Origin of the sequence: Pseudomonas sp. JV241A, assembly GCF_900275665.1 — a bacterium.
In the GTDB taxonomy this organism is placed as follows: Bacteria; Pseudomonadota; Gammaproteobacteria; order Pseudomonadales; family Pseudomonadaceae; genus Aquipseudomonas; species Aquipseudomonas wadenswilerensis.
The window spans coordinates 1-26,002 of record NZ_OPYO01000031.1 but is presented as its reverse complement, the minus strand read 5'-3'; the positions used below and the strand labels follow the sequence as shown (position 1 = coordinate 26,002).

Genomic DNA, 26,002 nt, shown 5'->3' with positions numbered 1-26,002 from the left:
GCATGCGCGGCGAGCGTGGTTTTACCCTGCTGGAGATGCTCGTGGTGCTGCTGATTGCCGGGCTGATGAGTACCCTGAGTATTGCCTGGCTCGACAGTGGCAAGGCGCCGATGCAGCAGGCTCTTGAGCGCCTTGCCAGCGCCAGCCGCCAGCAGGCGGAGCTGGCGCTGCATGGCGGGGAGATTCGTGGCTTGCGCTGGAATGGCAGCCGTCCCGAATTTGTCCGCCGGGTCGATGAGCGCTGGCAGCTCGAGACCGTCGCCTTGGGCGACTGGCCGCCAGCTTTGCACGCCGACTGGCCTGCCAGCCACGAGCCACGACTGGTGTTCTCGGCCTACGGCGTTGCGCGCAGTGCTGTCTTGAACTGGCACTGGCCTGAGGGTACCCAGCGCTGGCACTGGAGCGGCGATGGCCAACTGCACAGGGCACCACGGTGAAGCGTGCGCAACGAGGTTTCACCCTTTTGGAGGTGACCGTGGCCCTGGGTATTGCCGCAGCCCTGGCAATCATGACCAGCCAGGTGCTGCGCCAGCGTCTGGCGGTGCAGCAGAGCGTGCAGCAACACCGCCTGGGCGTGTTTTGCGCCCGCGAGCTGCAGGCGCGTTTCGCCGTTGAGCGCTATTGGCCGATGCAGAACAGCGTTGCCGGGCAATTGCAGCAGGGCGATGGCTACTGTCATTGGCAACTGCAACTGACCTCCACCGGAGTACGCAACCTGCGCCGTGGTGAGTTGCACCTGTTTGCCGACCGTGACGGGCGCGATCCCCTCGGCCAGTACCGCATCTTCCTGGTGCGCCCATGAAGCGCCGACAGCAGGGCCTGACCTTGCTTGAACTGCTGGTGGCCCTGGCCCTGACCGCCGTGCTGGGGATCTTGCTGGCGACGCTGGTCAATGCCTGGGTGGGCGTGCGCGAACGCTTGCAGCAACCTGCGCAGGGCTCGCCGGTACTGAATTTTTGCCTGGCCCTGGAGCGGCGTTTCGATTCGACGGTGTTACGCCAGCTCTATGAACAGCGCCTGCCCCTGGCAATCAACTGGCTGGACTGGCAACCCGCCACCTTGCAACTGCAATGGGTGGCCCGCGGCGCCTGGCCGCAAGCGGAAGGCGGTTCGCGCTTGCAGCGCCAGCGCCTGAGTTATGACTCGCGCGGGCAACGCCTGCTGCTGGAAACCTCCGCCGACCTGTATGCGGTGGGTAAACCGCAATGGCGTGAACGCGATCAGCTCGATCAGGTCACCGCGCCGAGTTTCTCCTTTTTTCAATCGGGCCGTTGGCTGGCCTTTCCTTCTGCCGAGCGATCCGCCCCGGATCGCGGCGTGCGGCTTGAGTTCAAGCGTGATGGAGCACCTTATGTCTGTACCTTCGCCCTGCCGGAGGCGCCCTGATGAAATGGCTTGAACGCTGGCAAACGCCACGCAGCAGCAACTGGCTGCTGCTGCGACCGGGCCAGGGGCAAGCGCCCTGGAGCTGGCTGCGCCTGGCAGACGGCAGGCGCGAAGCCGGGGAGGGGCTGCCTCCCAGCCCTGACGGCGCTCGCGTGGTGCTGATTCTGCCGGGTAACCAGTGCAGCCATTTTCAGCTTCCGGCGCCACCTGGGCTCAAACGTGACGAGTGGCCGCTGCTGGTCGAAGAGCGTTTGCTGCAGCCAGCCGAGTCCATCCGATGTGGCTGTGTTTCGCGCCAGGGCAATCAGCTGGAGCTGGTCAGCGTCGATCAGGCGCTGCTCGGCCAGTGGCTGGCCCGGTGCGCGGACTGGGGGCTAAGCGTGGAGCGTTGCTGGGCCGAGTTTCAGTTGTTGGCGGATACGCCGGCAGGCACCGCCCTGCGCTGGCAGCGCAGCCCTGATCTGCTGTTGCTCAAGGGCGTAACCGAGCAATCACGACAGCACTGGCTGGCCTGGCCGTCCTTGCTCGGGCCGAACCTGCCGGCGCCATGGCCGGGCCTGCAAAGCGAAGCGTTTGAGGGGGCCTGGCCACCTCGACTGGCCATGCTGGAGCGGTTGCCCAGCCTGTTTGATTTGCGCCCTTCGCGTCAGCTGCGGCTGCGGCTTCCCATGGCCTGCGGGCACTGGCGACTGATCGCCGCGTGCGCGCTGTTGGGCCTGCTCTGGTGCGGCCTGTGGCTGAGCCAGCAATGGCGCCAGAACGAGGTCTACAAAGCGCAAGTGCTCGCGGTGACGGGGCCGGTCACTTCACCTCGTCAGGCCGCCCAGGTACTCAAACGTCAGCGTCAGGCCGAGGAGGATCGCCAACTGCGCCTGCGCCAGATCGGGCAATTGCAGGCCGCATTACAGCAATGGCTGCAAGCGCAGCCCGCCTGGCACATGACCGCCAGCGGCTTCGACGGGCAACGCTGGACGTTGCGGCTTCGCGGCGATCAGCCGCCAGAGGTCGCGACCTGGGAGGCTATCGCCAAGCAGGTCGGTGTGCCGGTTGCAGTGGCGGGTGGCGAAGATCACCTGCAACTGATGTTCGACCTGGGAGCGGCATCATGAGTCAGTGGATGCAGCGCCGCTGGTTGTTGCCGGCAGCCTGGTTAACGGTAGGGTTGTTGCTCATCACCCTGATGATTCGTGAAGGCACGGCCCGCTGGCAGGACGCCCAGCAGTGGCAGGCCCTGGCCCGGTCGGCGGCCGGCTTGCAGGTCGATGCGCGGTTCAGTGTCGAGCAATTGCAGCAATCAGCCCAGGCAAACAGCATCGTGCTCAACGAGGTGCTGGCGGAAAAAAACAGCTGGCAGATAAAGGGCCGTGCAGTCGATGAGCAAGGTTTGCAGCGCTGGTTACTGGCCGTGCAGCGCGAAGGCGTGCGTCCGCTGCGTTGGTCGCTGGAGCAAGCCGAGAGCGCCATGAACTTCGAGCTGGAGCTGCAGCAGTGAAGCGCGTCGGCTGGTTCAGCCTGGTGTTCTCGCTGACTGTGTTGGCCGGGCTGCCGGCCAGGTGGCTGCTCGCACCCGTTGCCGCCGAGGGCGTTTCCGGCAGCCTTTGGCAAGGCCAGGCGCAACGCTTGGGACAGGTGGGGCCGGTTGCCTGGCACTGGCAACCCTGGCGTCTGCGGGCGCAGGTGGAGCTCGGGTTCCAGGGGCAAAGCTGGCAGGTCAAGGTCGCTGGCTGGCCGTGGAACTGGAGCGCGGCTATCGAGCCGTTGCAGCGCACGCTCACAGTGCCTTCGTCCTATCGCCTGACGGGCGAGTGGAGCGGCCGGATCGACGTGCAGGGGAGCGGTCGGCAGTGCCGGGTCAGCCAGGGTGAGATCGCTGGCCGCAACCTGGCGCTGGTTGCGCCATGGTCAGTGCCGTTGGGCGCGACCCGGGTGCGGATTGATTGCACGGCCGGCATGCACCTGTTGGCGCAATTGCAGTTGCAGGGTCAGCATCAGGGTGAGCTGGATGCTGACCTGCTGGCCCGTCGCGGGAACCTGCAGGGGGAGGTAACACCGGGTACGGCCCTGTACCCGGTGTTACTGGCTGCCGGCTGGCTCAAGACGGATGGAACCCGCATGAACCGCAACCTCAGGTGGTGACGGGCAGGCGGCCTCAGCGCGGCTTGCCACCCTCCTTGATACTCGAGGCCAGGATACTGCTGCGGTCATGCCCGCTGGTGCGTAGCAGGCCAAGGTCAACCGGCTGTTCACCGCCGTTGGCGTTGCCCCCGGAACCGTAGACATTGATCAGGCCGCTGACCAGGTCTACCGGTGCATTCGAGGCATTGACCCCCACCTCGCGGTAATAGTCACGGCCCTGCAGGGCTTGCTGGGTGACGGGCGCGCCGCCCAGCTGCACCTTGCCCCTGTTCGCCTGCAGGCTGGCGCCGGAGAGCAGTACCCTACCGCCCACCTCCAGGGCGATGCCTTCACGGGCGTTGAGCGCGCTTTGACTGGCGACGGTGTTGCGCTGGGTGTGCTCGACCTTCAGGGTGAAGGTTGGCGAAGTCTTCGGGTCGACTTTCTGCAGCGCACTGCCGACCTGTTTCTCGACCTTTCCAGCCAAGGGGCCAGCCACGGCATTGGCGGCGTTGATGTAGCCCTGTGGGTTCCTCTCCTGGCTCAAGCGTGCATCCACCGCCACTTTCAGGCTGTCGACCTGATCCTGGCGGCTGGTGATGCGCAGATCACCGCCAACCTGTCCGTCGATGCGCCCGGCATCCAGGCCAACGCCCTCAAGGCGAGTGTCAGTCAGGCTGGTCAGGCTGATTTGCCCGGCGCGCCATTGGCTGTTGTCGAAGGTGAGGTTGTCACGACGATCAATGTTCACCTGCCCGCGGGCATACAGCCCGCGTTTGGCCTGTTGCGAGGATGCCCCCGGTGCTGCGTTGATACCGGCACCGGCGGTGATATCGAGGTTGTTGCGCCGATCGCTGCTGGTGGCGGCCTCGATCAGCACGCCGCCTTCGCGGGCAGTGACGGCGATCTGGTTTGCCGATGCTTTGACGCCTTGCAGCTGCAGCGCATCGTCCTGGCCGGCGGCGCTGCTCAGCAGCAGTTGCTCCTTGGCAAACCAGTTGGCCCCGCTAGCCGTGGAACTGCTTTCATCGACCCGCCCAGTGCTGAAGTGACCACCCAGGCCACCGCCCTTGCCATTGCTGGTGCTCTTGCCCAGCAATTCCAGGCCACCACCAAGGTTGCTGCCTTGGGCCTCGTGGGTATCGACGCCAGTGCTGACCTTCAGCGCACCTGCGCTCTGCAACTCGATATCCGAGACCTTTGCCGCGCTACTGCCAATACGCCCACCCACCAGCTCGAGGGCGCCACCCGCCTGCAGCTGTACTTTGCCCTTGGCATCAATTTCTACCACGCGGGCCTGGGTATCGATACTGTCCAGCTTGCTCTGGTCAAGGTAGCCGCGCAGTTCCAGGGCACTGCCTGCGGGGGCATTGCCTGCTTTGAACCAGGCATTGCCCTCGAGTTTGTTCTCCTGCTGGCGTTGTTGATCGTTGGCCTGGACCAGGCTCAGGTTGCCCTTGGCCGAAATCTCAAGTGAACCGTCCCCGGCATTGAAACGGGTGCCCTCGTACAGACCGTCGCTGCCCACCTGAATCTGGATACCGGTCTGGCCGTAGAGGCTGCCAGGGCGTGCGGTTTGCGAGCTGTTGTCGGTCAGCAGCGAGCCGCCCTTGCCGGAAAGACGCAGGTTGATATCGCTGCCGGTGCTGGTTTCGACGCGCACGGCGGCGTCCACATCCAGGCGCTCGACACGCTTGCCAGTGCTGTCCTGGGCCGCAGCAAAACGATGGCTTTGCGCCTGAATCGCCAACGGTCCCTGTGTTGCCCGGTACTGGGTGCCCGTATCGTTGAGGGTGTCGGCCTTGAGGGTGATGTGCTGGGCGGTAAGCTCAGTGACCTGCGCCGTGCTGCTGCGCTTGAGTTCTTTGCGATTGAGATGCTTGAACTCCAGGTCGGCGCCCAGCGTTGGCGGGGCGAGAGCGTCTTCGATCGATGCCTGCTGGAAACGACTGGCCTCGGTACCGGTGACCAGGTTTTCCACCGGGCGGGTCAGGTCCTTGTACACCAGGCTGGCGCCGAGGCTGGCTTGCCAGTTGGTCTGGGTCAGTTCGGATTCCTGGGTATCGTCGACGGCACGATTGTCCACGGTGCTGGCTTGCAGCTCCAATGACCGGCCTGCCGTGAGTCTGGCGGCCTCGTTGACCAGCTTGACGGCTTTCAATTGCACGTCACCGGCGGCCACCAGGCTGCTGCGTTGCGCCTGGCTTGCGCGTTCATCCAGTACCTGGCGCTTGTGATAACCCTCGAAGGCGCTGCCGACGGCATCGATGCCGCCACTGACACGCAGGCCGCCGCCACTTTCGGTGCTGGTGGTCTGCTGTGACTGTTGCTCATGGGCTACCGTCAAGGTGACCGCGCGGCCATCGAGCTGCAGGTCGCCCTCGACGGCCTCGATGTAGGAGCCATTGAGGTTGATGTCATTGCCGCTGTTGAGTTGTACGCCGGCGCCCTTGAGCGTACTGGCAACCTGTTCAAGATCGGTTTTCGTGGTGTCGGTGCGGACAGTGCCGTATCCCACCGAGGCGGTGTACTGGCGCGAGTCGGGTTTGCCGTCGGCGGCATCCTGGGTCTGGCTGGCGCTGGCGGTAAAGCCTTGTTGCTGGTTCTGTTCGCTGACGCTTTGAAGCTGTTCGGCAGTGCTGACACTGATGTTGTTCTGCGCCTGCAGGTGCAGCTGCTTGCCGGCTTCGAGCCTTGAACCTATCACCTGCAGGTCATCGGCGCTGGCCAGGCGCAGGTTGCTTTCAGAGGCAACGTCGCTGCTCAGCACCTGCTGACGCTGTTCCTGGCGTTGGCTTGTCTCGGTAATCAGGCCGAACAGCTTACTGTCAGTCTCGCGTTGATCAACGCTGGACTGGTTTTGGGTTGCTTCTACCGACAGCCGGGCTTTTTCACTGAGCAACAGCGCATCACCTTTGGCCTGAACCCTGGAGCCTTTGATCTGCACCTGGTCAGCTGCCACAGTCAAAGCACCTTGGGCCTGAAGGGTGCTGCCACTGCCCTGTTGACCCTTGGCCTCGGTTTGCCCGTTCTTGCCGAAGAAGGTGCCGGAAACCAGGTCACCACTGTAGTTGCGGGTGTTCTCATCGCTTTTCAGGGTAACGGCGGCCACTTCCAGATTGCCGGCCTTGAGGCTCATGTCACCCGCGCTGTTCAGCGTGCTGCCCAGAATCTGCGTGCTGCCTTTGGACGTCAGGGAAACCTGCAGACCGGAAAGCGCGCTGGCGCGGGCGCTTTCCTGGTAGCTGCTGCTGTCCTTGTCGCCGCGCCACAGGTGCTTGCGGTGACGGATCTGCTCATCGACCTGCAGGCTATCGGTTCCAGCGCTGATGGTCAGATCCTTGCCGACGTTGACCGACAGGTCGCCGCCGGCCTCGACGGTAGCGGCCACCATGCGCAGGTCGTCGCCCGCCTGCAGGTTGATGTCCTGACTGGCCAGGATCTGGCTGCCGACCTGTTGTCGCTGGGTGCGGGTGCTTTCGCGGTCGTAGGTTTCGGTGGTGACGAACCACCATTTTTCTTCGCGGCTCTGCCGTTCGCGGCTGATGGTTTCCCGGGTCCGGGCATCGAGGGTGAGATTTTTCCCGGCCTTGATGTTTACCTGTGGCGCCTGCACGCGCACTGCGTCGAGGCTCAGGTCGTCGGCGGCCTTGAGGTTCACCGCGCCGTTTTCGCTGTACAAGCGGCCGGGCTGCTCGGCGCTGGCGCTGATCTCCAGGGTACCGGCAGAGTCCATGTCGATCCCGTCGCGCGCTTGCAACTGGCTGCTGCCCATGCGTACGCCGGCGCCGAGGGCGGTGCTGAGGATGCGGATGCGCCCGGCCTGCATGGCACCGAACAGGCGAGCATCGATACTGCCGGCCGGCGCCGCCAGGTGCTCGATGACCTGACCGTCGGCCACGTCGATGCGGTTGCGTCCGACCACCAGGCTCAACTCGTCCCGGGCTTCGAGCGTGCCGCGGCTTTCGATGCGCGGGGCGATCAGCTCGAGGGCTCCGGCGCGGTTGCTCTGGCCAGCGTCGAGTATCTCCAGCGTGCCATTGGCGGCGCGGGTATCGAGGTATTTGATGCGCTGGTCTTCAAGTTCGGCCGTGCCGACCAGAAAGCCTGCGCGGGTGGTGTTGATGAAGCCGCCACCGTTGAGGGTGATGCCATTGGGGTTGGCCAGGATGTAATCGGCCGGTCGGCCGAAGATTTCCTGGGGGCCTTCGATGCGCGAGGCGTTGCGGCTGATCACTTCACTGAGGATGGTCGAGGCGGCCTGGCCCTGGAACTGCGGGTTGGCGGCCAGGGCGCCGGCCAGTTGCGATTGCCCGGCCTGCAGGGCGTTGTTCAACACCAACCCGGGCTTGTTGACGTTGTAGTCGAGGAACTGGTTGTGCGACAGGCCGCTGGCATTAGGGGCGACGATGTCGATCACCGGCACGCCGTGCTGATCGGTGATCAGTGGCGTACCGGCAATGCCGGTTGCCGCCTGCAGGCCGTTATCGGCCAGGCTGACGCCTGGGGTCATCAGGCTCAGGGCGATCATCCAGCGCAGGCGATTGAGCCTGCGCCGTTGTACTGCGGGGGAGGGCGTCTTGGGCATCACGGTCTTCTCTTTCTTGTTGTGGACATCAGATGTTCATTACCCACTCCAGCAGCCAGTAACCGGTCTTCAGGTCCTGGCGGCGAGTGTTGCTGGCGTGCAGGGCGCGTTGGTAGTCAAGCTTGAGCAGGCTGTCGGGCAGGCTCAGCTCAAGGCCGGCATGGGCACCGGCCAGTTGTTGCGCAGTGCGGCCGTGGTCGAATTTGCTCCAGCCCAGGTCCATGCCCAGTTGCGGGCGAATCACCAGCCCGGCGGGCAAGTCCAGGGCCAATGGCTGGCTCAGGGTGTTTCGCCACACGGCGCCCGTGGCGCCTGCCGCCACCTGTTGGCGAAAGCCGCGTACGGCGCTGTTGTCGCTGAGCAGAAACTGCTCGACCGCAGGCAGTGCATCGGGGCTGTACTGCAGGTTCAGTTCGCTCTGCCAGCGCCAGGGCCAAGCCGGGTCACGACCTTGGCGCAGATGCAGGAGGTTGGCGCGGTACTTGCGAAACTGCGGCTGCGGCGCATTGCTGGCCAGGGGCGCGCTATCGGCGCCGAACCGGTCCAGTCCCTGGACAATGCCCAGATTGGCACTCCACAAGTTGGCGTCGAGCCACAACAGGTTCAGGCCCGCTTCCAGGCTGGTGAGGGTCGGGCTTTGCAGTTGCAGGCGTTGCCCGGCCAGACGATTGTCCTGGCGTTTCTGATCCAGGCGCAGGCTGGCGCTGAGCAGCCCGTACTGGTTGCGCCACAGGTTGCGCTCAAGGCTCAGGCCATAAAAATCGCTCTGGCCGCTGCTGCGCACTCGCCGGCCCGGCAGCTGCGCCTGGTAGTGCAATTGGTTGAGGTTAAGCGCGTAGGTCCAGGGGCCATAGGGGATGCTGTAGTAGAGGCCGTAGCCGCGGCTGTAGCGGGGGCCTGAACCGAGCGTCGAGGTTACCGAGAGCTGCGTGTAGTCATTGAGCTGCAGCGGGCTGTCCAGGGTCAGGCTGGCACCGACACGGTCACGTCCGGTCAGCTCGCTGCCGCGATTGTCATAGGTACTGCCCAGGCGCCAGCGGGGGTTGACCTGCCGTGACGTGATCACGATGCGGGTGCCGCCTTCAAGCTCTCCGGGCATCAGGTCGGCGCCCAGCTCGAATGCCCGCAGCCGGTTCAGCTGGTCCATGCCCTGTTCCAGTTCGGTCAAACGCAGGGGCTCGCCGAGCAAGGTCGGGAATGCGCTGCTCAGTGACAGCGGCAGATCGGGGGTGGCCAACTCGATCGATTCGACAAAGCCCTCGACGATCTCGATGTCGAGGGTCGTGCCGGCTTGCGGCGGGTTGACGAGGTAAGGGCGGCTGGTCGGATACCCCGCTTGCACGTATTGCTGGGTGATGGATTTGAGGATCAGGTTGATTTGCGCCACGTCCATGCACGGCGTCACCAGCGGTTGCACGTTGGCGGCCAGCTCTGCGGACGTCAACTCCCGGTTGCCTGCCAGGCGTACACCGTTCAGCGGCCAGCAGGGCGTGGCCTCGGCGGGTGTTGGCACATCGGTAGCGGGCTCGGGTAACTCATCGGTACGTTGCAGCTTGCGCAAGCGTTGACGTTGTTCGAGTTGCTCAAGGTAAAGGCGTTGATCGCGCAGCGGCTGTACACCTAGGTGTTCATGAGCGCTGGCGGGGCCCACCATGAGCAGTAAAACGACGAAGATACCCGGGGCGGCCGGATGCCGGATACCAAGGCGTGCAGCAACAATGCTGAGTGAACAGGGCATGCAGTAGCGTCCAGAGGATATCCAGGTGCGTGGATTTTATGGGCGCTACTATTCGAATAGATGTGCTACCGGGCCGGTAGATGGGTAGGGCTGAAGCCTGAGTTGTGCGGGAAACTTCCGACTTATTTGTCGGAAGTAGCCTGGAGAGTGATCAGGGACGGATTTCGATCATGGTGCCGTCCGGCACCATGTTCCACACCTCGCGCATGTCGCGGTTGGTCATGGCGATGCAGCCTTCGGTCCAGTCCAGGGTGTGGAACACCTCTTCCGGGTACTCCTCGCTCAGGGGCGTGCCGTGGATCATGATCATCCCGCCCGGCGGGACACCTTCGCGACGGGCGCGCGCGGCGTCGCTGATGTTTGGGTAGGACACGTGCATGGCCAGGTTGTAGCGGTCGCTCTGCTTGCGCCAGTCGATCCAGTAGAAACCTTCGGGGGTGCGCTTGTCGCCTTCCTGCACCTTGGCGCCCTTGGGCTGCTTGCCCAGGGAGATGCGGTAGGTTTTCAGCGGCGTGCCACCACTGATCAGTTGCAGGCGCCGCTCCGACTTGATCACCAGGATCTTGTCGATCATCGCAGGCCGTGGCTGTTGCGGTTGCAGTGGCGAAGGCGCGGTCTTGTCGACCGGCCGGGTGATGATGGTTTCGGTGAAACCCGCCTGGGACATCGAAGCCACACTGAGGCAGAAAAGGGCAAGCAACCAGCGCATGAAACGATATCCCTGAGAAAGCTAGGTATTGGGTGACGGGACGAGCATGGGTGAAAGGCATTCGTTGCCAATCGGGAAGCGCTGCTCGATGCGGTCACGATAATAGCATTCTAGGGTACGACTGACGGTGCGGAAAGCCAGCTCGTCCCAGGGGATTTCACTTTCGTCGAAAAGCCGCACTTCCAGGCTCTCGACGCCGACGGCGAAGTCCAGGTCGGCGAGCTCGGCGCGGAAGAACACATGCACCTGGTTGATGTGCGGCAGGTCGAACAGCTGGTACAGGCTCGCCGCCCCGACACGGGCGCAGGCTTCCTCGATGGTTTCCCGGCGCGCGGCTTGTTCCACCGTCTCGCCGTTCTCCATGAACCCGGCGGGCAAGGTCCAGTAGCCGCGGCGCGGTTCGATGGCGCGACGGCACAAGAGTACCTGGCTGCCCCAGGTCGGCAGTACCCCGGCGACGATGTTGGGGTTCTGATAATGAATGGTCTGGCAGTGATCACAGACATAGCGCAGGCGGGTATCGCCTTCGGGAACACGCTGAATTACCTGATTGCCACACGCGCTACAGAATTTCATGCTTTTATTCCTGTTAGGTGCGCCTATCTTGGCGCCACTGTCACCGGGGCCGCAAGCCGGATCGTCGCCGGGACTTGGGCGGCCCGCGGCTTTGGTGCATCATGCAGGACAGGCTTTGGAATCGAGAGAGAGCAATGCTGGACGAGCTACTTCGCCGCGTGAGCAGTCATACGCCGAGTACCCTGGAGACGGACCGACGTTTTCCCGAGGCCGCCGTGTTATTGCCCATCACCCGTAGCGAAGAGCCGGAGCTGGTGTTGACCCTGCGCGCCAAAGGGCTGTCGACCCACGGTGGCGAGGTGGCTTTTCCCGGTGGGCGCCGCGACCCGGAAGACCCCGACCTGATCTTCACCGCCCTGCGTGAAGCCGAAGAAGAAATCGGCCTGCCGCCGGGCCTGGTGGAAATCATCGGCCCACTGAGCCCGCTGATTTCCCTGCATGGGCTGAAAGTGACGCCTTTCGTCGGGCTGATCCCCGATTTCGTCGAGTACCAGGCCAACGACGCCGAGATTGCCGCGGTGTTCACCGTGCCGCTGGAATTCTTCCGCCAGGACCCGCGCGACCATACCCACCGTATCGATTATCAGGGCCGCAGCTGGTACGTGCCCAGCTATCGGTATGGCGAGTACAAGATCTGGGGCCTGTCGGCGATCATGATCGTCGAGCTGGTCAACTTGCTTTACGATGCCAACATCAGCCTGCATCAGCCGCCTGAACGCTTTACCCCAATTTGAGCGGGACCACCCGCCAGCCATGCCGCACCGTGAGGAACCACGCATGAAATACCGTCTGGGCGACCTGCGGGTCGAAACCCATCCGCGCAGCTGGGTTGCGCCCACCGCCACGCTGATCGGCAAGGTGCGCCTGCAGGCCGGTGCCAACGTCTGGTTCGGCGCGGTGCTGCGCGGCGATAACGAACTGATCGACATCGGCGAGAACAGCAACGTCCAGGACGGCACGGTGATGCACACCGATATGGGCTCGCCGCTGACCCTGGGCAAGGGCGTGACCGTCGGTCACAACGCCATGCTCCACGGTTGCTCGGTCGACGACTACAGCCTGATCGGCATCAACGCGGTGATCCTCAACGGCGCGCGGATCGGCAAGTACTGCATTATCGGCGCCAATGCGCTGATCCCCGAAGGCAAGGAGATTCCCGACGGCTCGCTGGTCATGGGCTCGCCGGGCAAAGTCGTGCGTGAGCTGACCGACGCGCAGAAAAAGCTGCTCGAAGCGAGCGCCGCTCACTATGTGCACAACGCCGAGCGTTATGCCCGCGACCTGGCCCTGCAGGAGGATTGATGAGTACGCCTGAACGCCCGGTGGCCTCGCCCTGCGTGCAGATCTGCGCGCTGGACGACGATGATATCTGCACCGGCTGCCAGCGCACCGCCGCTGAAATCACCCGCTGGGGGCGGATGGACAACATTGAGCGCCGCCAGGTGCTCAAGCTGTGCCATGAGCGTGCAGTCGCTGCCGGGCTGATCTTCAGCGTCGGCGCATGATCCGCCCCTTGGCCGCCGGCAGTCGCTGCAGTACCCTGTAGCGCTTGCCCAGCGGTCGATCCCATGTTCTTTCTGATTGCCTATATCAGCAGCGTAGTGCTGATCAACTACGCCTTCTCCAGTGCCCCGCACCTGGATGTCATCTGGTCTGCCTGGGGCGGCCTGGTGTTCATCCTGCGCGACATGGTCCAGACCCGCTTCGGCCATGGTGCGCTGATCGCCATGCTGGCGGCTCTGGTGCTGTCCTATGTCACCTCGGAGCCGGCCATTGCCCTGGCCAGTGCCACCGCCTTTGCCGTGTCCGAATGCATCGACTGGCTGGTGTTCACCCTTACCAAACGGCCCTTGCATGATCGCCTGTGGCTGAGTTCGGCACTGAGCATTCCGATCGACACCTTTATCTTCTTCGGCATGATCGGGGCCCTGACCCCGGCCGTGGTCGGCACCGCCATGGCGTCGAAATTCGCCGGTGTCACCGTGGTCTGGCTGGCCATGGCCTGGCGTGCGCGCAAGCGGGTGGTCACCGGCTGAGGCCAGCGGCCGCGGTTCATGTAAAATGGCGCTCCTTTTCACCGGGTTGCACCGAGTACGGGGCGGCCCAGGATGTTCTTCCCTCTGAGGACCTGAAATGACCCGTATCGGAACCCCATTGTCGCCGACCGCGACCCGCGTACTGCTCTGTGGCTGCGGCGAGCTGGGCAAGGAAGTGGTGATCGAGCTACAACGCCTGGGCGTTGAAGTGATTGCCGTGGACCGTTACGCCAATGCCCCGGCCATGCAGGTGGCCCATCGCAGCCACGTGATCAACATGCTCGACGGCGCCGCCCTGCGGGCAGTGATCGAGGCCGAGAAGCCGCATTACATCGTCCCGGAAATCGAAGCCATCGCCACCGCGACCCTGGTCGAGCTGGAAAACGAAGGCTTCACCGTGGTGCCGACCGCCCGCGCCGCGCAGCTGACCATGAACCGCGAAGGCATCCGTCGCCTGGCAGCGGAAGAGCTGGACCTGCCGACCTCGCCCTATCATTTCGCCGATACCTTCGAGGCGTATTCCAAGGCTGTCGAAGACCTGGGTTTCCCGTGCGTGGTCAAGCCGGTCATGAGCTCGTCGGGCAAGGGCCAGAGCCTGCTGCGCAGCGCTGACGACCTGCATAAGGCCTGGGACTACGCCCAGGAAGGCGGGCGTGCCGGCAAGGGCCGGGTGATCATCGAAGGCTTTATCGATTTCGACTACGAAATTACCCTGCTGACCGTTCGTCATGTCGGCGGTACTACCTTCTGCGCACCGGTCGGCCACCGTCAGGAAAAGGGCGATTACCAGGAATCCTGGCAGCCGCAGGCGATGAGCCCGCTGGCCCTGGCCGAGTCCGAGCGGGTGGCCAAGGCGGTTACCGAGGCGCTGGGCGGTCGTGGGTTGTTCGGTGTCGAGTTGTTCGTCAAAGGCGACCAGGTGTGGTTCAGCGAAGTTTCGCCGCGCCCGCACGACACCGGCCTGGTGACCCTGATTTCCCAGGACCTGTCGCAATTTGCCCTGCATGCGCGGGCGATTCTGGGCTTGCCGATCCCGCTGATCCGCCAGTTCGGCCCGTCGGCATCGGCGGTGATCCTGGTTGAAGGTCAGTCGCAGCAGACTGCATTCGATAACCTGGGCGCGGCGTTGAGCGAGCCGGATACCGCGATTCGCCTGTTCGGCAAACCTGAGGTCAATGGCCAGCGGCGCATGGGCGTGTGCCTGGCCCGTGACGAGTCGATCGAAGCTGCCCGCGCCAAGGCAACCCGTGCTTCGCAGGCGGTCAAGGTAGAGTTCTAGGCAATCGCGGGGCAAGCCCGCTCCTACCGGTGTAGGAGCGGGCTTGCCCCGCGATGGTTTTACAGCTCCGAGTGCCGCGTCTCTTTCAGGCACAACACCGCAATCAGGCTCAGCACAGCCGCCGCCGACACATACCCGCCGACCCAGCTCAAACCGCCCATCGCCACCAGCTTCTGGGCAAAGAACGGCGCCGCCGAGGCCCCGACAATCCCGCCCAGGTTATAAGCTGCCGACGCCCCGGTGTAACGCACGTGGGTGGGGAACAGCTCAGGCAGCAATGCCCCCATCGGCGCGAAAGTCACGCCCATCAAGAACAGCTCGATGGCCAGGAACAACGCCACCCCCGTGGTCGAACCCGAGGTCAGCAGCGGCTCCATGGTAAAGCCCGAAGCGATCGCCAGCAGGCCACCGACAATCAGCACCGGCTTGCGCCCGTAACGATCGCTGAGCCAGGCCGACAGTGGCGTGGCCAGGGCCATGAACAGGACCGCGAAGCACAGCAGGCCGAGGAAGGTCTCACGGCTGTAGCCCAGGGTCGAAACGCCATAGCTGAGCGAAAACACCGTCGAGATGTAGAACAGCGCATAGCACACCACCATGGCCCCAGCACCCAGCAGGGTAGGGGCCCAGTACTGGGCAAACAGCTCGACCACCGGCATTTTCACCCGCTCGTGACGAGCCACGGCCTTGGCGAACACCGGCGTTTCTTCCAGCTTCAGGCGCACGTACAGGCCAACCATGACCAGAGCGGCGCTGAGCAGGAACGGAATGCGCCAGCCCCAACTGCGGAACTGCTCATCGGTCAGCAGCATGGCCAGGGTCAGGAACAGGCCGTTAGCCGCCAGAAAACCAATCGAAGGGCCTAACTGCGGGAACATGCCGAACCAGGCGCGCTTGCCCTTGGGCGCATTCTCGGTGGCCAGCAGCGCCGCGCCGCCCCATTCGCCGCCCAAGCCCAGGCCCTGGCCGAAGCGCAGCACGCAGAGCAGGATCGGCGCCCAGGCACCGATACTGTCGTAGCCGGGCAGTACGCCGATCAGGGTGGTACAGACCCCCATCAGCAGTAGCGAGGCCACCAGGGTCGATTTACGCCCGACCCGGTCGCCAAAGTGGCCGAACAGCGCCGAGCCCAGGGGCCGGGCCAGGAAGGCAATACCGAAGGTCAGGAAGGCCGAGAGCATCTGTGCGGTGCCCGACGTCTGCGGGAAGAACACCGGGCCGATCACCAGCGCTGCCGCCGTGGCGTACACGTAGAAGTCGTAGAACTCGATGGCGGTGCCGATGAAGCTGGCCGTGGCGACCCGCGCCGGCGAGTTGCCGGGGCTGGCCTGGGCGGTATCGGAGTAGGTGCTGCTGGTCGTCATGCGATTTTCCCTGACAGTCGAGAGCTCCATGGGCATGGCCCCAGGCCTGGTGAACAGGCAGGCAAGGGCGTGCGTCGAAGCGAATTGTTATGGTCGCGCAACTGAACATACGCCCTTTGGGGATGGGGGCGGGCGCGGGCAAGGCTCGGGGTGTGAACCAGTACCGCTATTGCGCGCAATATTCAGTCAGGCTGACTGGCCGTGTGACGCCGGTGCGGGTAGCGGGCGAGACGGCTGGGGCTGGGTAAGCGTTGCTGAGTATAGCTAGCGCTTGAGCGTCCAGACCAGTATGCGGCTGGCACAATTGTCCTCGGTTTCGAGGATTTCCAGGCGATAACGGCCGATTTTCAGGCATACCGCGCTTGCCGGAATGCTTTCCAGGGCTTCGGTGACCAGGCCGTTGAGGGTTTTTGGCCCATCGCTGGGCAGGTGCCAGCCCAGGGTACGGTTCAGCTCGCGGATCGACACGTTGCCTTCGATGACGAAGCGCCCGTCGGCTTGCGGGTGAATGTGCGGGTTGTCGAGGCTGTGCTCGTCTTCGAATTCGCCGACGATTTCTTCGAGGATGTCTTCCAGGGTGACGATGCCGAGCACTTCACCGTACTCGTCGACCACCACGCCCAGGCGCCGCTGTTGCTTGTGGAAGTTGAGCAATTGCAGCTGCAGCGGCGTGCTTTCCGGCACGAAGTAGGGTTCGTAGCAGGCTGCTTGCAGTGTTTCGCGGGTCAGCTCGGCCTTGGGCAGCAGGTGGCTGATCAGCTTGGTGTTGAGGATCGCTTCAACCTGGTTGATGTCGCTGTGGTAGACCGGCAGGCGGGTGTGGCGGCTGATGATCAACTGCTCGATGATCGCCTCGATCGACTCATCGAGGTTGATGCCGTCGACATCGTTGCGCGGCACCAGGATGTCGTTGACGGTGATTTTATCCAGCGCCAGCAGGCTTTCGGGCAGGTTCAGGCGCTGGTCGGTGTCGGGTTCATCGGCGGCGTAGCTGTCGGCATCGTCGTTGTCGTGCACGGCCACGGCATGGCTTTGCACGCGAAACGGGCGCAGCAGCAGGCGCGCGCAGCCATCGAGCAGCCAGGCCAGGGGTTGCAGCAGCTTGAGCGGCACCTTGAGCAGGCTGTTGCCCAGGCCAATGAAGGCCTGCGGGTTACGTCGGGCCAGTTGCCGTGGCAGGTACTCGGCGACGATCAGCAGCAGCGCTGCGGCACCCAGGCCCGCCAGCCAGAAGCCGTGTTCGCCGCTGTAACGCTGGCCGATCAGGCAGGCCAGGGCCAGCACCAGCAGCTTGCCCAGGGTCGAGCACAGCACCAGGGCCTGGGGGGTAACGGCAAGGTCGGGGTGTGCGCCGGTCTGGGCGTTGCGCCGCGCACCATTGAGCTGCTGCTGGGCGGCGTCCACCGCAGTGAATAACGCCGACCAGAGCAGTGCCAGTGCCAATACGCCGAGTAGCGGTCCTAACGGCAGAGCGTCCATTTACCTGTGCTCGTCAGATATGCAGGATGAATTCGCGTACCAGCTTGCTGCCAAAATAGGCCAGCATCAGCAGGCAGAAACCGGCCAGGGTCCAGCGGATCGCCTTGTGCCCGCGCCAGCCGAGGCGGGTGCGGCCCCACAGCAGTACGCTGAAGACGATCCAGGCCAGGCAAGCCAGCAGGGTCTTGTGCACCAGGTGCTGGGCGAACAGGTTGTCGAGGAACAGCCAGCCGGAGAGCAGCGACAGCGACAGCAGGCCCCAGCCGGCCCAGAGGAAGCCGAACAGCAGGCTTTCCATGGTCTGCAGCGGCGGGAAGTTCTTGATCAGCCCGGACGGGTGTTTGTGCTTGAGCTGGTGATCCTGCAACAGCAGCAGCAAGGACTGGACCACGGCGATGGTGAACATGCCGTAGGCCAGGATCGACAGCAGGATATGCGCGAGGATGCCCGGCTCTTCGTTGATCAGCGGCACCGTGCCCGACGGCGCGAACTGGGCGATCAGAGCCGTGGTCATGCCCAGCGGGAACAGCAACAGCAGCAGGTTCTCCACCGGGATGCGCAGGCAGGCCAGCAGGGTCAGGGCGATCACTGCAGTGGCGATCAGGCTGGCGGCGCTGAAGAAGTCCAGGCTCAGGCCCAGGGGCGTGAGCAGTTGCCAGAACAGCGCGGTGCCCTGGGCGATGACCGCCAGTGCGCCAAGCAGGCCGAGCAGGCGTTTGTCGGCCTTGGTGCCCTGGGCCAGGCGTGAGCCTTGATAGAAGGTCGCGGCGGCATACAGGCAGGCGGCGATGAGATTGGGTAGCAAGCTGGGTGACAAGGGGAGCATAAGTCCTGTTAGGCAAGCCCGAAAGAGAATGAGTTTGGCATAGATCGCGCCCGCCTAGGAAGACTGCCAGCCGACGGCATGGTGTGCGCTGGGCCAAGTCTTCGTTATAATCGCCGACCTGCCCCTGCCCAAGGCCGGCCGAATACGCCAGAGGCAGCTGATAAACCTCGGTTCTACAGAGCCCGAAAGGATCACCATGTTTGAAAACCTGACCGACCGTCTGTCACAGACGCTGCGCCATGTCACCGGCAAGGCCAAGCTGACCGAAGACAACATCAAAGACACCCTGCGTGAAGTGCGCATGGCGTTGCTCGAGGCTGACGTCGCCCTGCCGGTGGTCAAGGATTTCGTCAACAAGGTCAAGGAGCGTGCGGTCGGCACCGAGGTGTCGCGCAGCCTGACCCCGGGCCAGGCGTTCGTGAAGATCGTCCAGGCCGAGCTCGAAGGCCTGATGGGCGCTGCCAACGAAGACCTGGCGCTCAACGCCGCGCCGCCTGCCGTGGTGCTGATGGCCGGTCTGCAGGGTGCGGGCAAGACCACCACCGCCGGCAAGCTGGCGCGCTTTCTTAAAGAGCGCAAGAAGAAGACCGTGATGGTGGTGTCGGCCGACGTCTACCGTCCGGCGGCGATCAAGCAGCTGGAAACCCTGGCGGGCGACATCGGCGTGACCTTCTTCCCGTCCGATATCAGCCAGAAGCCGGTGGCCATTGCTGAAGCGGCAATCCGCGAAGCCAAGCTCAAGTTCATCGACGTGGTCATCGTCGACACCGCCGGTCGTCTGCACATCGACACCGAAATGATGGCCGAGATCAAGGACCTGCACGCCGCGGTCAAGCCGATCGAGACGTTGTTCGTGGTCGACGCCATGACCGGCCAGGACGCCGCCAACACCGCCAAGGCCTTCGGCGACGCGCTGCCGCTGACCGGTGTGATCCTCACCAAGGTCGACGGTGACGCCCGTGGCGGTGCCGCGCTGTCGGTGCGCGCCATTACCGGCAAGCCGATCAAATTCATCGGTATGGGCGAGAAGAGCGACGCGCTCGAGCCGTTCCACCCCGACCGTATCGCTTCGCGCATCCTTGGCATGGGCGACGTGCTCAGCCTGATCGAGCAGGCCGAACAGACCCTCGACAAGGAAAAGGCCGACAAACTGGCCAAGAAGCTGAAGAAGGGCAAGGGCTTCGACCTCGAAGACTTCCGCGACCAGCTGCAACAAATGAAGAACATGGGTGGCCTGGGCGGCCTGATGGACAAGCTGCCGAGCATCGGCGGCGTCAACCTGGCCCAGATGGGCAGCGCCCAGGGCGCCGCCGAGAAGCAGTTCAAGCAGATGGAAGCGATCATCAACTCGATGACCCCGGCCGAGCGCCGCGACCCTGAGCTGATCAGCGGTTCGCGCAAACGCCGTATCGCCCTCGGTTCCGGCACCCAGGTGCAGGACATCGGCCGTCTGATCAAGCAACACAAGCAGATGCAGAAGATGATGAAGAAGTTTTCTGCCAAAGGCGGCATGGCCAAAATGATGCGCGGCCTGGGTGGCATGATGCCCGGCGGCGGCATGCCCAAGCTGTAACCCCATTCGGATCGGCGGCCTGGAAACGGGCCGACGATCGGAACCCCGCCCCGGCGGGAACACCGCTGCCTTTATATAGAGGCAGCACGAACCGCAGATCTGCAGGCTGGCCTTTTTACCTGGCGTAAAAAGGCATTTGCAAAAGTCCGTGTATTCCTTGAGAATATGCGGCCTTTCGGGCACCCGTGTGCCCGCTGTGCATTATGATTTGCAGCACCGACTACAGGAACGATGTTCAATGCTAACCATCCGTCTTGCCCGTGGTGGCTCTAAAAAGCGCCCATTCTACACCCTGACCGTGACCGACTCGCGTAACCCGGTTACCGGTTCGCACATCGAGCAGGTTGGTTTCTTCAACCCTATCGCTCGTGGCCAGGAAGTTCGCCTGTCCGTTAAACAAGACCGCGTTGCTCACTGGCTGAGCGTTGGCGCACAGCCATCCGAGCGCGTTGCAAAACTGCTGAAAGATGCTGCTAAGGCTGCTGCCTGAATAGTATGAGCGCGACGCCAGAAAAAGCTGATGACCTGATCGTCGTCGGCAAGATTTTTTCGGTTCACGGCGTTCGCGGCGAGGTAAAGGTCTTTTCCTTTACCGATCCGATTGAAAACCTGTTGGATTACCCTAACTGGACGCTTCGGCACGAAGGGAAGGTAAAACAGGTCGAGCTGGTCAGTGGCCGTTCCACTCAAAAGGACCTGGTCGCCAAGCTCAAAGGCCTCGACGATCGTGATGAAGCCCGTCTTCTGAGCGGTTATGAGATTTGTATCTCGCGTAGCCTTTTGCCCAACCTGTCTGCCGACGAGTACTACTGGTACCAGTTGGTGGGTCTGAAAGTCATCAATCAGGACGAACAGCTGTTCGGCAAGATTGATCACCTGTTGGAGACCGGCGCGAACGATGTAATGGTGGTCAAGCCCTGCGCGGGCAGCCTGGATGATCGAGAACGCCTGTTGCCTTATACCGGGCAATGCGTGTTGAAGATCGACCTGGTTGCAGGCGAAATGAGGGTCGAATGGGACGCGGACTTCTAAGCAATGGCCAGCCTGCGCGTAGACGTCATCACGCTGTTCCCCGAGATGTTCTCGGCCATCAGTGAGTACGGCATTACCAGCCGCGCGGTGAAACAGGGGTTGTTGCAACTGACCTGCTGGAATCCGCGGGACTACACCACAGATCGTCACCATACGGTAGATGATCGGCCGTTTGGCGGTGGTCCGGGCATGGTGATGAAGATCAAGCCTCTGGAAGACGCCCTGGTGAATGCCAGGCAGGCAACCGGAGAGGCGGCAAAGGTGATTTACCTGAGCCCACAAGGCCGCAAGCTGACTCAGTCGGCGGTCAAAGACCTGGCGAAGCACGAATCGTTGATTCTGATAGCCGGTCGATATGAAGGCATCGACGAGCGCTTTATTGAAGCTCATGTCGATGAAGAGTGGTCGATTGGAGACTATGTCCTGTCTGGCGGCGAGCTGCCGGCGATGGTCCTGATCGATGCGGTTACACGACTGCTGCCCGGAGCTTTAGGGCATGCGGACTCGGCGGAGGAAGACTCCTTCACCGATGGTCTGCTTGATTGCCCGCACTACACCCGACCTGAGGTGTATGCGGATCAGCGTGTTCCCGACGTGTTGCTTAGTGGCAACCATGCACACATCCGGCGATGGCGTTTACAGCAGTCCCTTGGGCGGACCTATGAACGACGCGTCGATCTTCTGGAAAGTCGCTCACTTTCTGGAGAAGAGAAGAAGCTGCTGGCGGAATACCTCCGTGAGCGGGACGATAGTTAACGTATCGATGGTAAATCCAGTTGATTTACCTTAGGAGCACAGCATGACCAACAAAATCATTCTTGCACTCGAAGCAGAGCAGATGACCAAAGAGATCCCGACCTTTGCCCCGGGCGACACCATCGTCGTTCAGGTGAAAGTGAAGGAAGGCGATCGTTCGCGTCTGCAGGCTTTCGAAGGCGTTGTAATCGCCAAGCGTAACCGTGGTGTGAACAGTGCTTTCACTGTTCGCAAGATCTCCAACGGTGTTGGCGTAGAGCGTACTTTCCAGACCTACAGCCCGCAAATCGACAGCCTGGCCGTGAAACGTCGTGGTGACGTGCGTAAAGCCAAGCTGTACTACCTGCGCGACCTGTCCGGTAAAGCCGCTCGCATCAAGGAAAAACTGTCCTGAGGACAGCTTGACCGGTGGCTGCGGCCACCATGCGAAAAAAGCAGCCTTCGGGCTGCTTTTTTGTTGTCTGAAATTTGTTTGCCGATATGAAGCCCATGACCCCCAGAGAGCAGGAAATCGAACGCCGCACCGAACTGTCGGTGACCCGCGTGACCAAGGCGGTATTCCCGTCCACCACCAACCACCACAACACCCTGTTCGGCGGCACCGCGCTGGCCTGGATGGACGAAGTGTCGTTCATCGCCGCGACGCGTTTCTGCCGTTTGCCGCTGGTGACCGTGTCCACCGACCGCATCGACTTCAAGCACCCGATTGCCGCAGGTTCCATCGTCGAGCTGGTTGGGCGGGTGGCGACGGTAGGTAACACCAGCCTCAAGGTCGAGGTCGAGGTGTTTGTCGAGAGCATGAGCTGTGACAGCCGCGAGAAGGCTATCCACGGCCTGTTCAGCTTTGTCGCCATTGATGAAGACAAGCGCCCGGTGCCGGTGCTGCCCGGTTTCTGACCATCCTGTAGGAGCGGGCGTGCCCCGCGATAATGTGCAGGCTTCACCGGCCTCATCGCGGGGCAAGCCCGCTCCTACTGCGGCTGAATCAACGCCACCAGCGTCCACCCTGGCCCAGGCTTCAGCACACTGTCCGGCCCGAACACATGCACCCAGCCGCTGCCATCGCGGGCAAACAGCGGGTTCGCCCGCTCGCCATGCAGCGCCTGATAGTCCGCCCATCCAAAGGTTTCGGTCAGGTGCGTGCTGTACAGCTCCGCTCCGTTGTTGAGCAAACCGGCCAACTGCCCGTAGGTCAGCGGCTGGCTCCCCAGCGTCTGCCCGCGATGCTCATCGCTGGCCCGGTGCTTGTCGCTGCGCTTGGCCTCCAGGCCGCTGGCCAGGACAAACAGCCGCTGCGGGCCAAAGTCATGGCGAAAACGGGTGCAGGCCAGGGTATTGAGCTCGCCCGCCGGCGACAGCCCGAGCAGATGGCCCAGGCCCACCAGGTCCAGGTGCGCATCGGCATGCTGCGAGGCAGGGTGGCCAAAGTAAGTCGGCAAGCCCTCCATGCGCGCGGCGCGGATGTTTTCCCAGCTGGAATCGGCCAGCAGCACCCGGCAATCCAGCTGCTGCAGGGCCTTGGCCACGGCCCGCGCCGGCGGGTTGGCGCCGACGATCAGAAAGCCGCTGGGGGCGGGCTCGGCAACCTTGAGCAGGCGCGCCAATGGCCGCGAGGTGGCGCTCTGCAGCACCACGGTGCCGATGATCACGGCGAAGGTCAGCGGCACCAGCAACAGGGCGCCTGCATGTCCGGCTTCGTCCAGGCGAATGGCAAAAATCGCCGACACTGCTGCGGCAACGATGCCGCGTGGGGCGATCCAGGCGAGCAGGGCGCGTTCGCGCCAGTTCAGTTGCGAACCAAAGGTCGACAACGCGACGTTCAGCGGCCGGGCAACGAACTGGATGACCAGCAGCAAGGCCAGTACCGCCGGGCCCAGGCCAATCAGGGCATCCAGGTCCAGGCGCGCAGCCAGGAGGATGAACAGCCCGGAGATCAGCAGCACGCTGAGGTTCTCCTTGAAGTGCAGGATCTGTCGTACATCCACGCCCTTCATGTTCGCCAGCCACATGCCCATGAGGGTGACCGCCAGCAGTCCTGACTCGTGCATTACCTGGTTGGAAGCAATGAAAATTCCCAGCACCGCCGCCAGCGAAGCCAGATTGTGCAGATACTCCGGCAACCACTGGTGACGGATTACCTGGCCCAGCAACCAGCCGCCGGCCACGCCGAAACCGCTGCCGCAGACAATCACCCCGGCAAAGGTCACCAGGCTATGGCTCAGGCCCTCGCCGGCGGCACTGGCGATGATGAAGCTGTACACCACCACCGCCAGCAGCGCGCCGATCGGGTCGATGACGATGCCTTCCCAGCGCAGGATGTTGGCGATGGCCGCCTTGGGCCGCACCACCCGCAACATCGGTACGATCACCGTCGGCCCGGTGACCAGGGTCAGGGTGCCGAACAGCGTCGCCAGCATCCAGTCAAAACCCAGCAGCCAATGGGTGGCCAGGGTAATCAGCAACCAGGTCGACAGCGCACCGAGGGTGACCATGCGCTGTACCACGCTGCCGATGTCTTTCCACTGCGACAGGTGCAGGGTCAAGCTGCCCTCGAACAGGATCAGCGCCACCGCCAGTGATACCAGCGGCATCAACAGCGGGCCGAACAATTCTTGCGGGTCGAGCCAGCCGAGCACGGGGCCGGCGAGAATGCCGCTGAGCAGCAGGAAAAGAATCGCTGGCAGTTTCAGGCGCCAGGCCAGCCATTGGCAGCACAATGCAGCTAGACCGATACCACCAAATGCCAGCAATATCTGTTGTTCGTTCATTCAGGCTCCCTATGCCGGCAGTGTTATGGAAGACTAGCGGCAATTCGTCGTTTTCGTCGCCTGCCGCAGAGTTGTCATGCCCGCTATTGAACATCCGCTTATCGATCAGTTCCTTGACGCCCTGTGGCTGGAAAAGGGCCTGGCCGACAACACCCGCGATGCCTACCGCAGCGACCTGGCGCTGTTCAACGGCTGGCTCAAGGAGCAGGGCGTCGAGTTGCCCAATGCCGGGCGCGAACTGATCCTCGATCACCTGGCCTGGCGCCTGGAACAGGGCTACAAGCCGCGTTCGACGGCACGCTTTCTCTCCGGTGTGCGAGGGTTTTATCGCTACTTGCTGCGGGAAAAACTGATTGGCGTCGACCCGACCCTGCAGGTGGAAATGCCGCAACTGGGTCGGCCGTTGCCCAAATCCCTGTCGGAAGCCGACGTCGAGGCCTTGTTGCAGGCGCCGGACCTGAGCGAGCCGATCGGCCAGCGCGACCGCGCCATGCTCGAAGTGCTCTACGCCTGTGGTTTGCGCGTCACCGAACTGGTCAGCCTGACCCTCGACCAGGTCAACCTGCGCCAGGGCGTGCTGCGGGTGATGGGCAAGGGCAGCAAGGAACGCCTGGTGCCCATGGGCGAAGAGGCGGTGGTGTGGATCGAGCGTTACCTGCGTGACGGCCGTAACGAGCTGCTCGGCGGGCGCCCCAGCGATGTGCTGTTCCCCAGCCAGCGCGGCGAGCAGATGACCCGCCAGACCTTCTGGCACCGCATCAAGCACCAGGCGTTGGTGGCCGGTATCGACAAGAGCCTGTCGCCGCACACGCTGCGCCACGCCTTTGCCACCCACCTGCTCAACCACGGCGCCGACCTGCGGGTGGTGCAGATGCTGCTGGGCCACAGCGACCTGTCGACCACCCAGATCTACACCCATGTGGCCCGTGCGCGGCTGCAGGAACTACACGCTTTGCATCACCCTCGGGGTTGACGCTCGGGCGATCATCCAGCAGATTCCGACACCTCAAACGCTCGATATGGAAATCAAGCATGACCAGGTTCAAGTGCCCTGCAGCCTTGCCGTTGCCGGTCAGTAATGTCTGACGCCCTGTGGGCCGCCCGCCAGGGCGATGCGCTGATGCACACCTCGATGATGGCCGACATCGTCAGCGGCGTGCTGGAGGTGGCCGCCAACGTCGCCATCGGCGTGCTGGCCACCGCGGCGGTGACGGCGGCGCTGGGCCTGACCGTGGTCACCGGCGGCCTCGGCTGCTTCGTGCTCGGCGCGGTGGTGGGTATCGTGGTCGGCGTGGCCATGAGCAAGACCGGGGCCGACAAGGGTTTAAGCAGTTTATGCGAGGGCATCGGCAACTTTTTGTTCCCGCCCTCGGTGCAGGCCAACATCCTCACCGGCTCGAAGAACACCCACACCAATGGCAAACCGGCCGCCCGCGCTGCAGGTGTCATCGTTGCCGCCGCGGCGCCCGCTGGCAGCGACGCGGCTCAGCCACCGGCCGAGGAGGAGGAAGAAAGCTTCCTCGATATGGCCAAGGGCTTTTTCTCGCAGATGTGGCGGCCTACGGTCGCCAGCCCGGCGCCGAACACCGAGCCTGCCGACGACGACAAGATCCTCTGCAGCAAGCACCCGCCGATGCCGCCGCAGTACCTGGCCGAAGGCTCGAGCAAGGTCACCATCAACGGCCACCCGGCCTGTCGCAGCGGCGATCGCAGCACCTGCGAGGCGGTGATCGTCGACGCCGGGCTGATCTCCGATAACGTGCGCATCGGCGGCGGC

Annotated in this window: 27 protein-coding genes; 19 read left to right on the top strand and 8 right to left on the bottom strand. The window is 63.4% G+C overall.

Annotated features, from left to right (window positions below):
* Positions 1-2: 2 nt before the first annotated feature.
* The 6 genes from JV241A_RS19595 to gspN are packed head-to-tail and all read left to right on the top strand — an operon-like array spanning position 3 to position 3,522.
* The gene (locus JV241A_RS19595) at positions 3-437 is read left to right on the top strand and encodes a prepilin-type N-terminal cleavage/methylation domain-containing protein (RefSeq protein WP_115088474.1); all 435 of its coding nucleotides are present in this window, start codon (positions 3-5) and stop codon (positions 435-437) included.
* The gene (locus tag JV241A_RS19590) at positions 434-802 is read left to right on the top strand and encodes a type II secretion system protein GspI (protein WP_134064088.1); all 369 of its coding nucleotides are present in this window, start codon (positions 434-436) and stop codon (positions 800-802) included. The genes JV241A_RS19595 and JV241A_RS19590 overlap by 4 nt, the downstream gene beginning before the upstream one ends.
* Positions 799-1,386, top strand: coding sequence for a prepilin-type N-terminal cleavage/methylation domain-containing protein (locus JV241A_RS19585; RefSeq protein ID WP_134064086.1), 588 nt, complete (start codon positions 799-801; stop codon positions 1,384-1,386). Before JV241A_RS19590 ends, JV241A_RS19585 begins: the two co-directional genes overlap by 4 nt.
* The gene (locus tag JV241A_RS19580; RefSeq protein WP_134064084.1) at positions 1,386-2,495 is read left to right on the top strand and encodes a type II secretion system protein GspL; all 1,110 of its coding nucleotides are present in this window, start codon (positions 1,386-1,388) and stop codon (positions 2,493-2,495) included. The genes JV241A_RS19585 and JV241A_RS19580 overlap by 1 nt, the downstream gene beginning before the upstream one ends.
* Positions 2,492-2,878: a type II secretion system protein GspM gene (gspM, locus tag JV241A_RS19575; RefSeq protein ID WP_134064082.1), complete on the top strand. Its 387-nt coding sequence runs from the start codon at positions 2,492-2,494 to the stop codon at positions 2,876-2,878. Before JV241A_RS19580 ends, gspM begins: the two co-directional genes overlap by 4 nt.
* Positions 2,875-3,522, top strand: coding sequence for a type II secretion system protein N (gene gspN / locus JV241A_RS19570; RefSeq protein WP_166675724.1), 648 nt, complete (start codon positions 2,875-2,877; stop codon positions 3,520-3,522). The genes gspM and gspN overlap by 4 nt, the downstream gene beginning before the upstream one ends.
* 13 nt (positions 3,523-3,535) lie before the next feature.
* Here gspN and JV241A_RS19565 read toward each other — a convergent pair whose 3' ends face one another.
* The 4 genes from JV241A_RS19565 to JV241A_RS19550 all read right to left on the bottom strand — a co-directional run bounded on the left by JV241A_RS19565 (position 3,536) and on the right by JV241A_RS19550 (position 11,112).
* A complete protein-coding gene (locus tag JV241A_RS19565) occupies positions 3,536-8,089 on the bottom strand; it encodes a hemagglutinin repeat-containing protein (protein WP_134064080.1) in 4,554 nt (1,517 codons plus the stop codon).
* Positions 8,090-8,117: 28 nt separating this feature from the next.
* Positions 8,118-9,827: a ShlB/FhaC/HecB family hemolysin secretion/activation protein gene (locus tag JV241A_RS19560; protein WP_134064078.1), complete on the bottom strand. Its 1,710-nt coding sequence runs from the start codon at positions 9,825-9,827 to the stop codon at positions 8,118-8,120.
* Between the two features lie 151 nt (positions 9,828-9,978).
* On the bottom strand, positions 9,979-10,536 hold the full coding sequence (locus JV241A_RS19555) for a L,D-transpeptidase family protein (RefSeq protein WP_115088467.1): 558 nt from the start codon (positions 10,534-10,536) through the stop codon (positions 9,979-9,981).
* Positions 10,537-10,557: 21 nt separating this feature from the next.
* A complete protein-coding gene (locus JV241A_RS19550) occupies positions 10,558-11,112 on the bottom strand; it encodes an NUDIX hydrolase (protein ID WP_115088466.1) in 555 nt (184 codons plus the stop codon).
* Between the two features lie 134 nt (positions 11,113-11,246).
* Between JV241A_RS19550 and JV241A_RS19545 the strand changes: the two genes are divergently transcribed.
* From JV241A_RS19545 to purT, 5 genes are all read left to right on the top strand, one after another.
* Complete coding sequence (locus tag JV241A_RS19545) at positions 11,247-11,846, top strand: CoA pyrophosphatase (RefSeq protein WP_010220257.1); 600 nt, start codon at positions 11,247-11,249, stop codon at positions 11,844-11,846.
* 43 nt (positions 11,847-11,889) lie between these two features.
* Positions 11,890-12,414: a gamma carbonic anhydrase family protein gene (locus JV241A_RS19540; RefSeq protein ID WP_134064076.1), complete on the top strand. Its 525-nt coding sequence runs from the start codon at positions 11,890-11,892 to the stop codon at positions 12,412-12,414.
* Positions 12,414-12,617 (top strand): DUF1289 domain-containing protein, encoded by a 204-nt coding sequence (locus JV241A_RS19535; RefSeq protein WP_115088464.1) that lies wholly within the window; start codon positions 12,414-12,416, stop codon positions 12,615-12,617. Before JV241A_RS19540 ends, JV241A_RS19535 begins: the two co-directional genes overlap by 1 nt.
* A gap of 63 nt (positions 12,618-12,680) precedes the next feature.
* Positions 12,681-13,148, top strand: a complete 468-nt coding sequence (locus JV241A_RS19530) for a VUT family protein (protein ID WP_134064074.1) — start codon at positions 12,681-12,683, stop codon at positions 13,146-13,148.
* 97 nt (positions 13,149-13,245) lie between these two features.
* Positions 13,246-14,427 carry a formate-dependent phosphoribosylglycinamide formyltransferase gene (gene purT, locus JV241A_RS19525; protein ID WP_134064072.1) on the top strand — a complete coding sequence of 394 codons (1,182 nt, stop codon included), beginning with the start codon at positions 13,246-13,248 and terminating at the stop codon, positions 14,425-14,427.
* Positions 14,428-14,486: 59 nt separating this feature from the next.
* Here purT and JV241A_RS19520 read toward each other — a convergent pair whose 3' ends face one another.
* The 3 genes from JV241A_RS19520 to ccsA all read right to left on the bottom strand — a co-directional run bounded on the left by JV241A_RS19520 (position 14,487) and on the right by ccsA (position 18,087).
* Entirely contained in the window at positions 14,487-15,791 is a 1,305-nt protein-coding gene (locus tag JV241A_RS19520) for an MFS transporter (protein WP_115088461.1), read from the bottom strand.
* Positions 15,792-16,055: 264 nt separating this feature from the next.
* Positions 16,056-17,270, bottom strand: a complete 1,215-nt coding sequence (locus JV241A_RS19515; RefSeq protein ID WP_134064070.1) for a transporter associated domain-containing protein — start codon at positions 17,268-17,270, stop codon at positions 16,056-16,058.
* Between the two features lie 13 nt (positions 17,271-17,283).
* The gene (gene ccsA / locus JV241A_RS19510; protein ID WP_177414905.1) at positions 17,284-18,087 is read right to left on the bottom strand and encodes a cytochrome c biogenesis protein CcsA; all 804 of its coding nucleotides are present in this window, start codon (positions 18,085-18,087) and stop codon (positions 17,284-17,286) included.
* A 205-nt stretch (positions 18,088-18,292) separates the two neighbouring features.
* On the opposite strand from ccsA, the gene ffh reads away from it, so the two are divergent.
* The 6 genes from ffh to JV241A_RS19480 all read left to right on the top strand — a co-directional run bounded on the left by ffh (position 18,293) and on the right by JV241A_RS19480 (position 22,354).
* Entirely contained in the window at positions 18,293-19,669 is a 1,377-nt protein-coding gene (ffh, locus tag JV241A_RS19505) for a signal recognition particle protein (protein WP_115088458.1), read from the top strand.
* A 238-nt stretch (positions 19,670-19,907) separates the two neighbouring features.
* Positions 19,908-20,159, top strand: a complete 252-nt coding sequence (gene rpsP / locus JV241A_RS19500) for a 30S ribosomal protein S16 (RefSeq protein WP_028942918.1) — start codon at positions 19,908-19,910, stop codon at positions 20,157-20,159.
* A gap of 5 nt (positions 20,160-20,164) precedes the next feature.
* Complete coding sequence (rimM, locus tag JV241A_RS19495; RefSeq protein WP_115088457.1) at positions 20,165-20,701, top strand: ribosome maturation factor RimM; 537 nt, start codon at positions 20,165-20,167, stop codon at positions 20,699-20,701.
* Positions 20,702-20,704: 3 nt separating this feature from the next.
* Positions 20,705-21,457 carry a tRNA (guanosine(37)-N1)-methyltransferase TrmD gene (gene trmD, locus JV241A_RS19490; protein ID WP_038996822.1) on the top strand — a complete coding sequence of 251 codons (753 nt, stop codon included), beginning with the start codon at positions 20,705-20,707 and terminating at the stop codon, positions 21,455-21,457.
* A gap of 43 nt (positions 21,458-21,500) precedes the next feature.
* Positions 21,501-21,851: a 50S ribosomal protein L19 gene (gene rplS, locus JV241A_RS19485; protein ID WP_038996821.1), complete on the top strand. Its 351-nt coding sequence runs from the start codon at positions 21,501-21,503 to the stop codon at positions 21,849-21,851.
* 95 nt (positions 21,852-21,946) lie between these two features.
* Complete coding sequence (locus JV241A_RS19480) at positions 21,947-22,354, top strand: acyl-CoA thioesterase (RefSeq protein ID WP_115088455.1); 408 nt, start codon at positions 21,947-21,949, stop codon at positions 22,352-22,354.
* A 74-nt stretch (positions 22,355-22,428) separates the two neighbouring features.
* Here JV241A_RS19480 and JV241A_RS19475 read toward each other — a convergent pair whose 3' ends face one another.
* On the bottom strand, positions 22,429-24,225 hold the full coding sequence (locus JV241A_RS19475; protein WP_134064068.1) for a sodium:proton antiporter: 1,797 nt from the start codon (positions 24,223-24,225) through the stop codon (positions 22,429-22,431).
* 76 nt (positions 24,226-24,301) lie between these two features.
* Here JV241A_RS19475 and xerD point away from each other — a divergent pair, with 76 nt between their 5' ends.
* Together xerD and JV241A_RS19465 are read left to right on the top strand one after the other, a co-directional pair.
* Entirely contained in the window at positions 24,302-25,198 is an 897-nt protein-coding gene (gene xerD, locus JV241A_RS19470) for a site-specific tyrosine recombinase XerD (protein WP_115088453.1), read from the top strand.
* A 105-nt stretch (positions 25,199-25,303) separates the two neighbouring features.
* Positions 25,304-26,002: PAAR domain-containing protein (locus tag JV241A_RS19465; RefSeq protein WP_177414903.1), on the top strand; the 699-nt coding region annotated here is incomplete at its 3' end.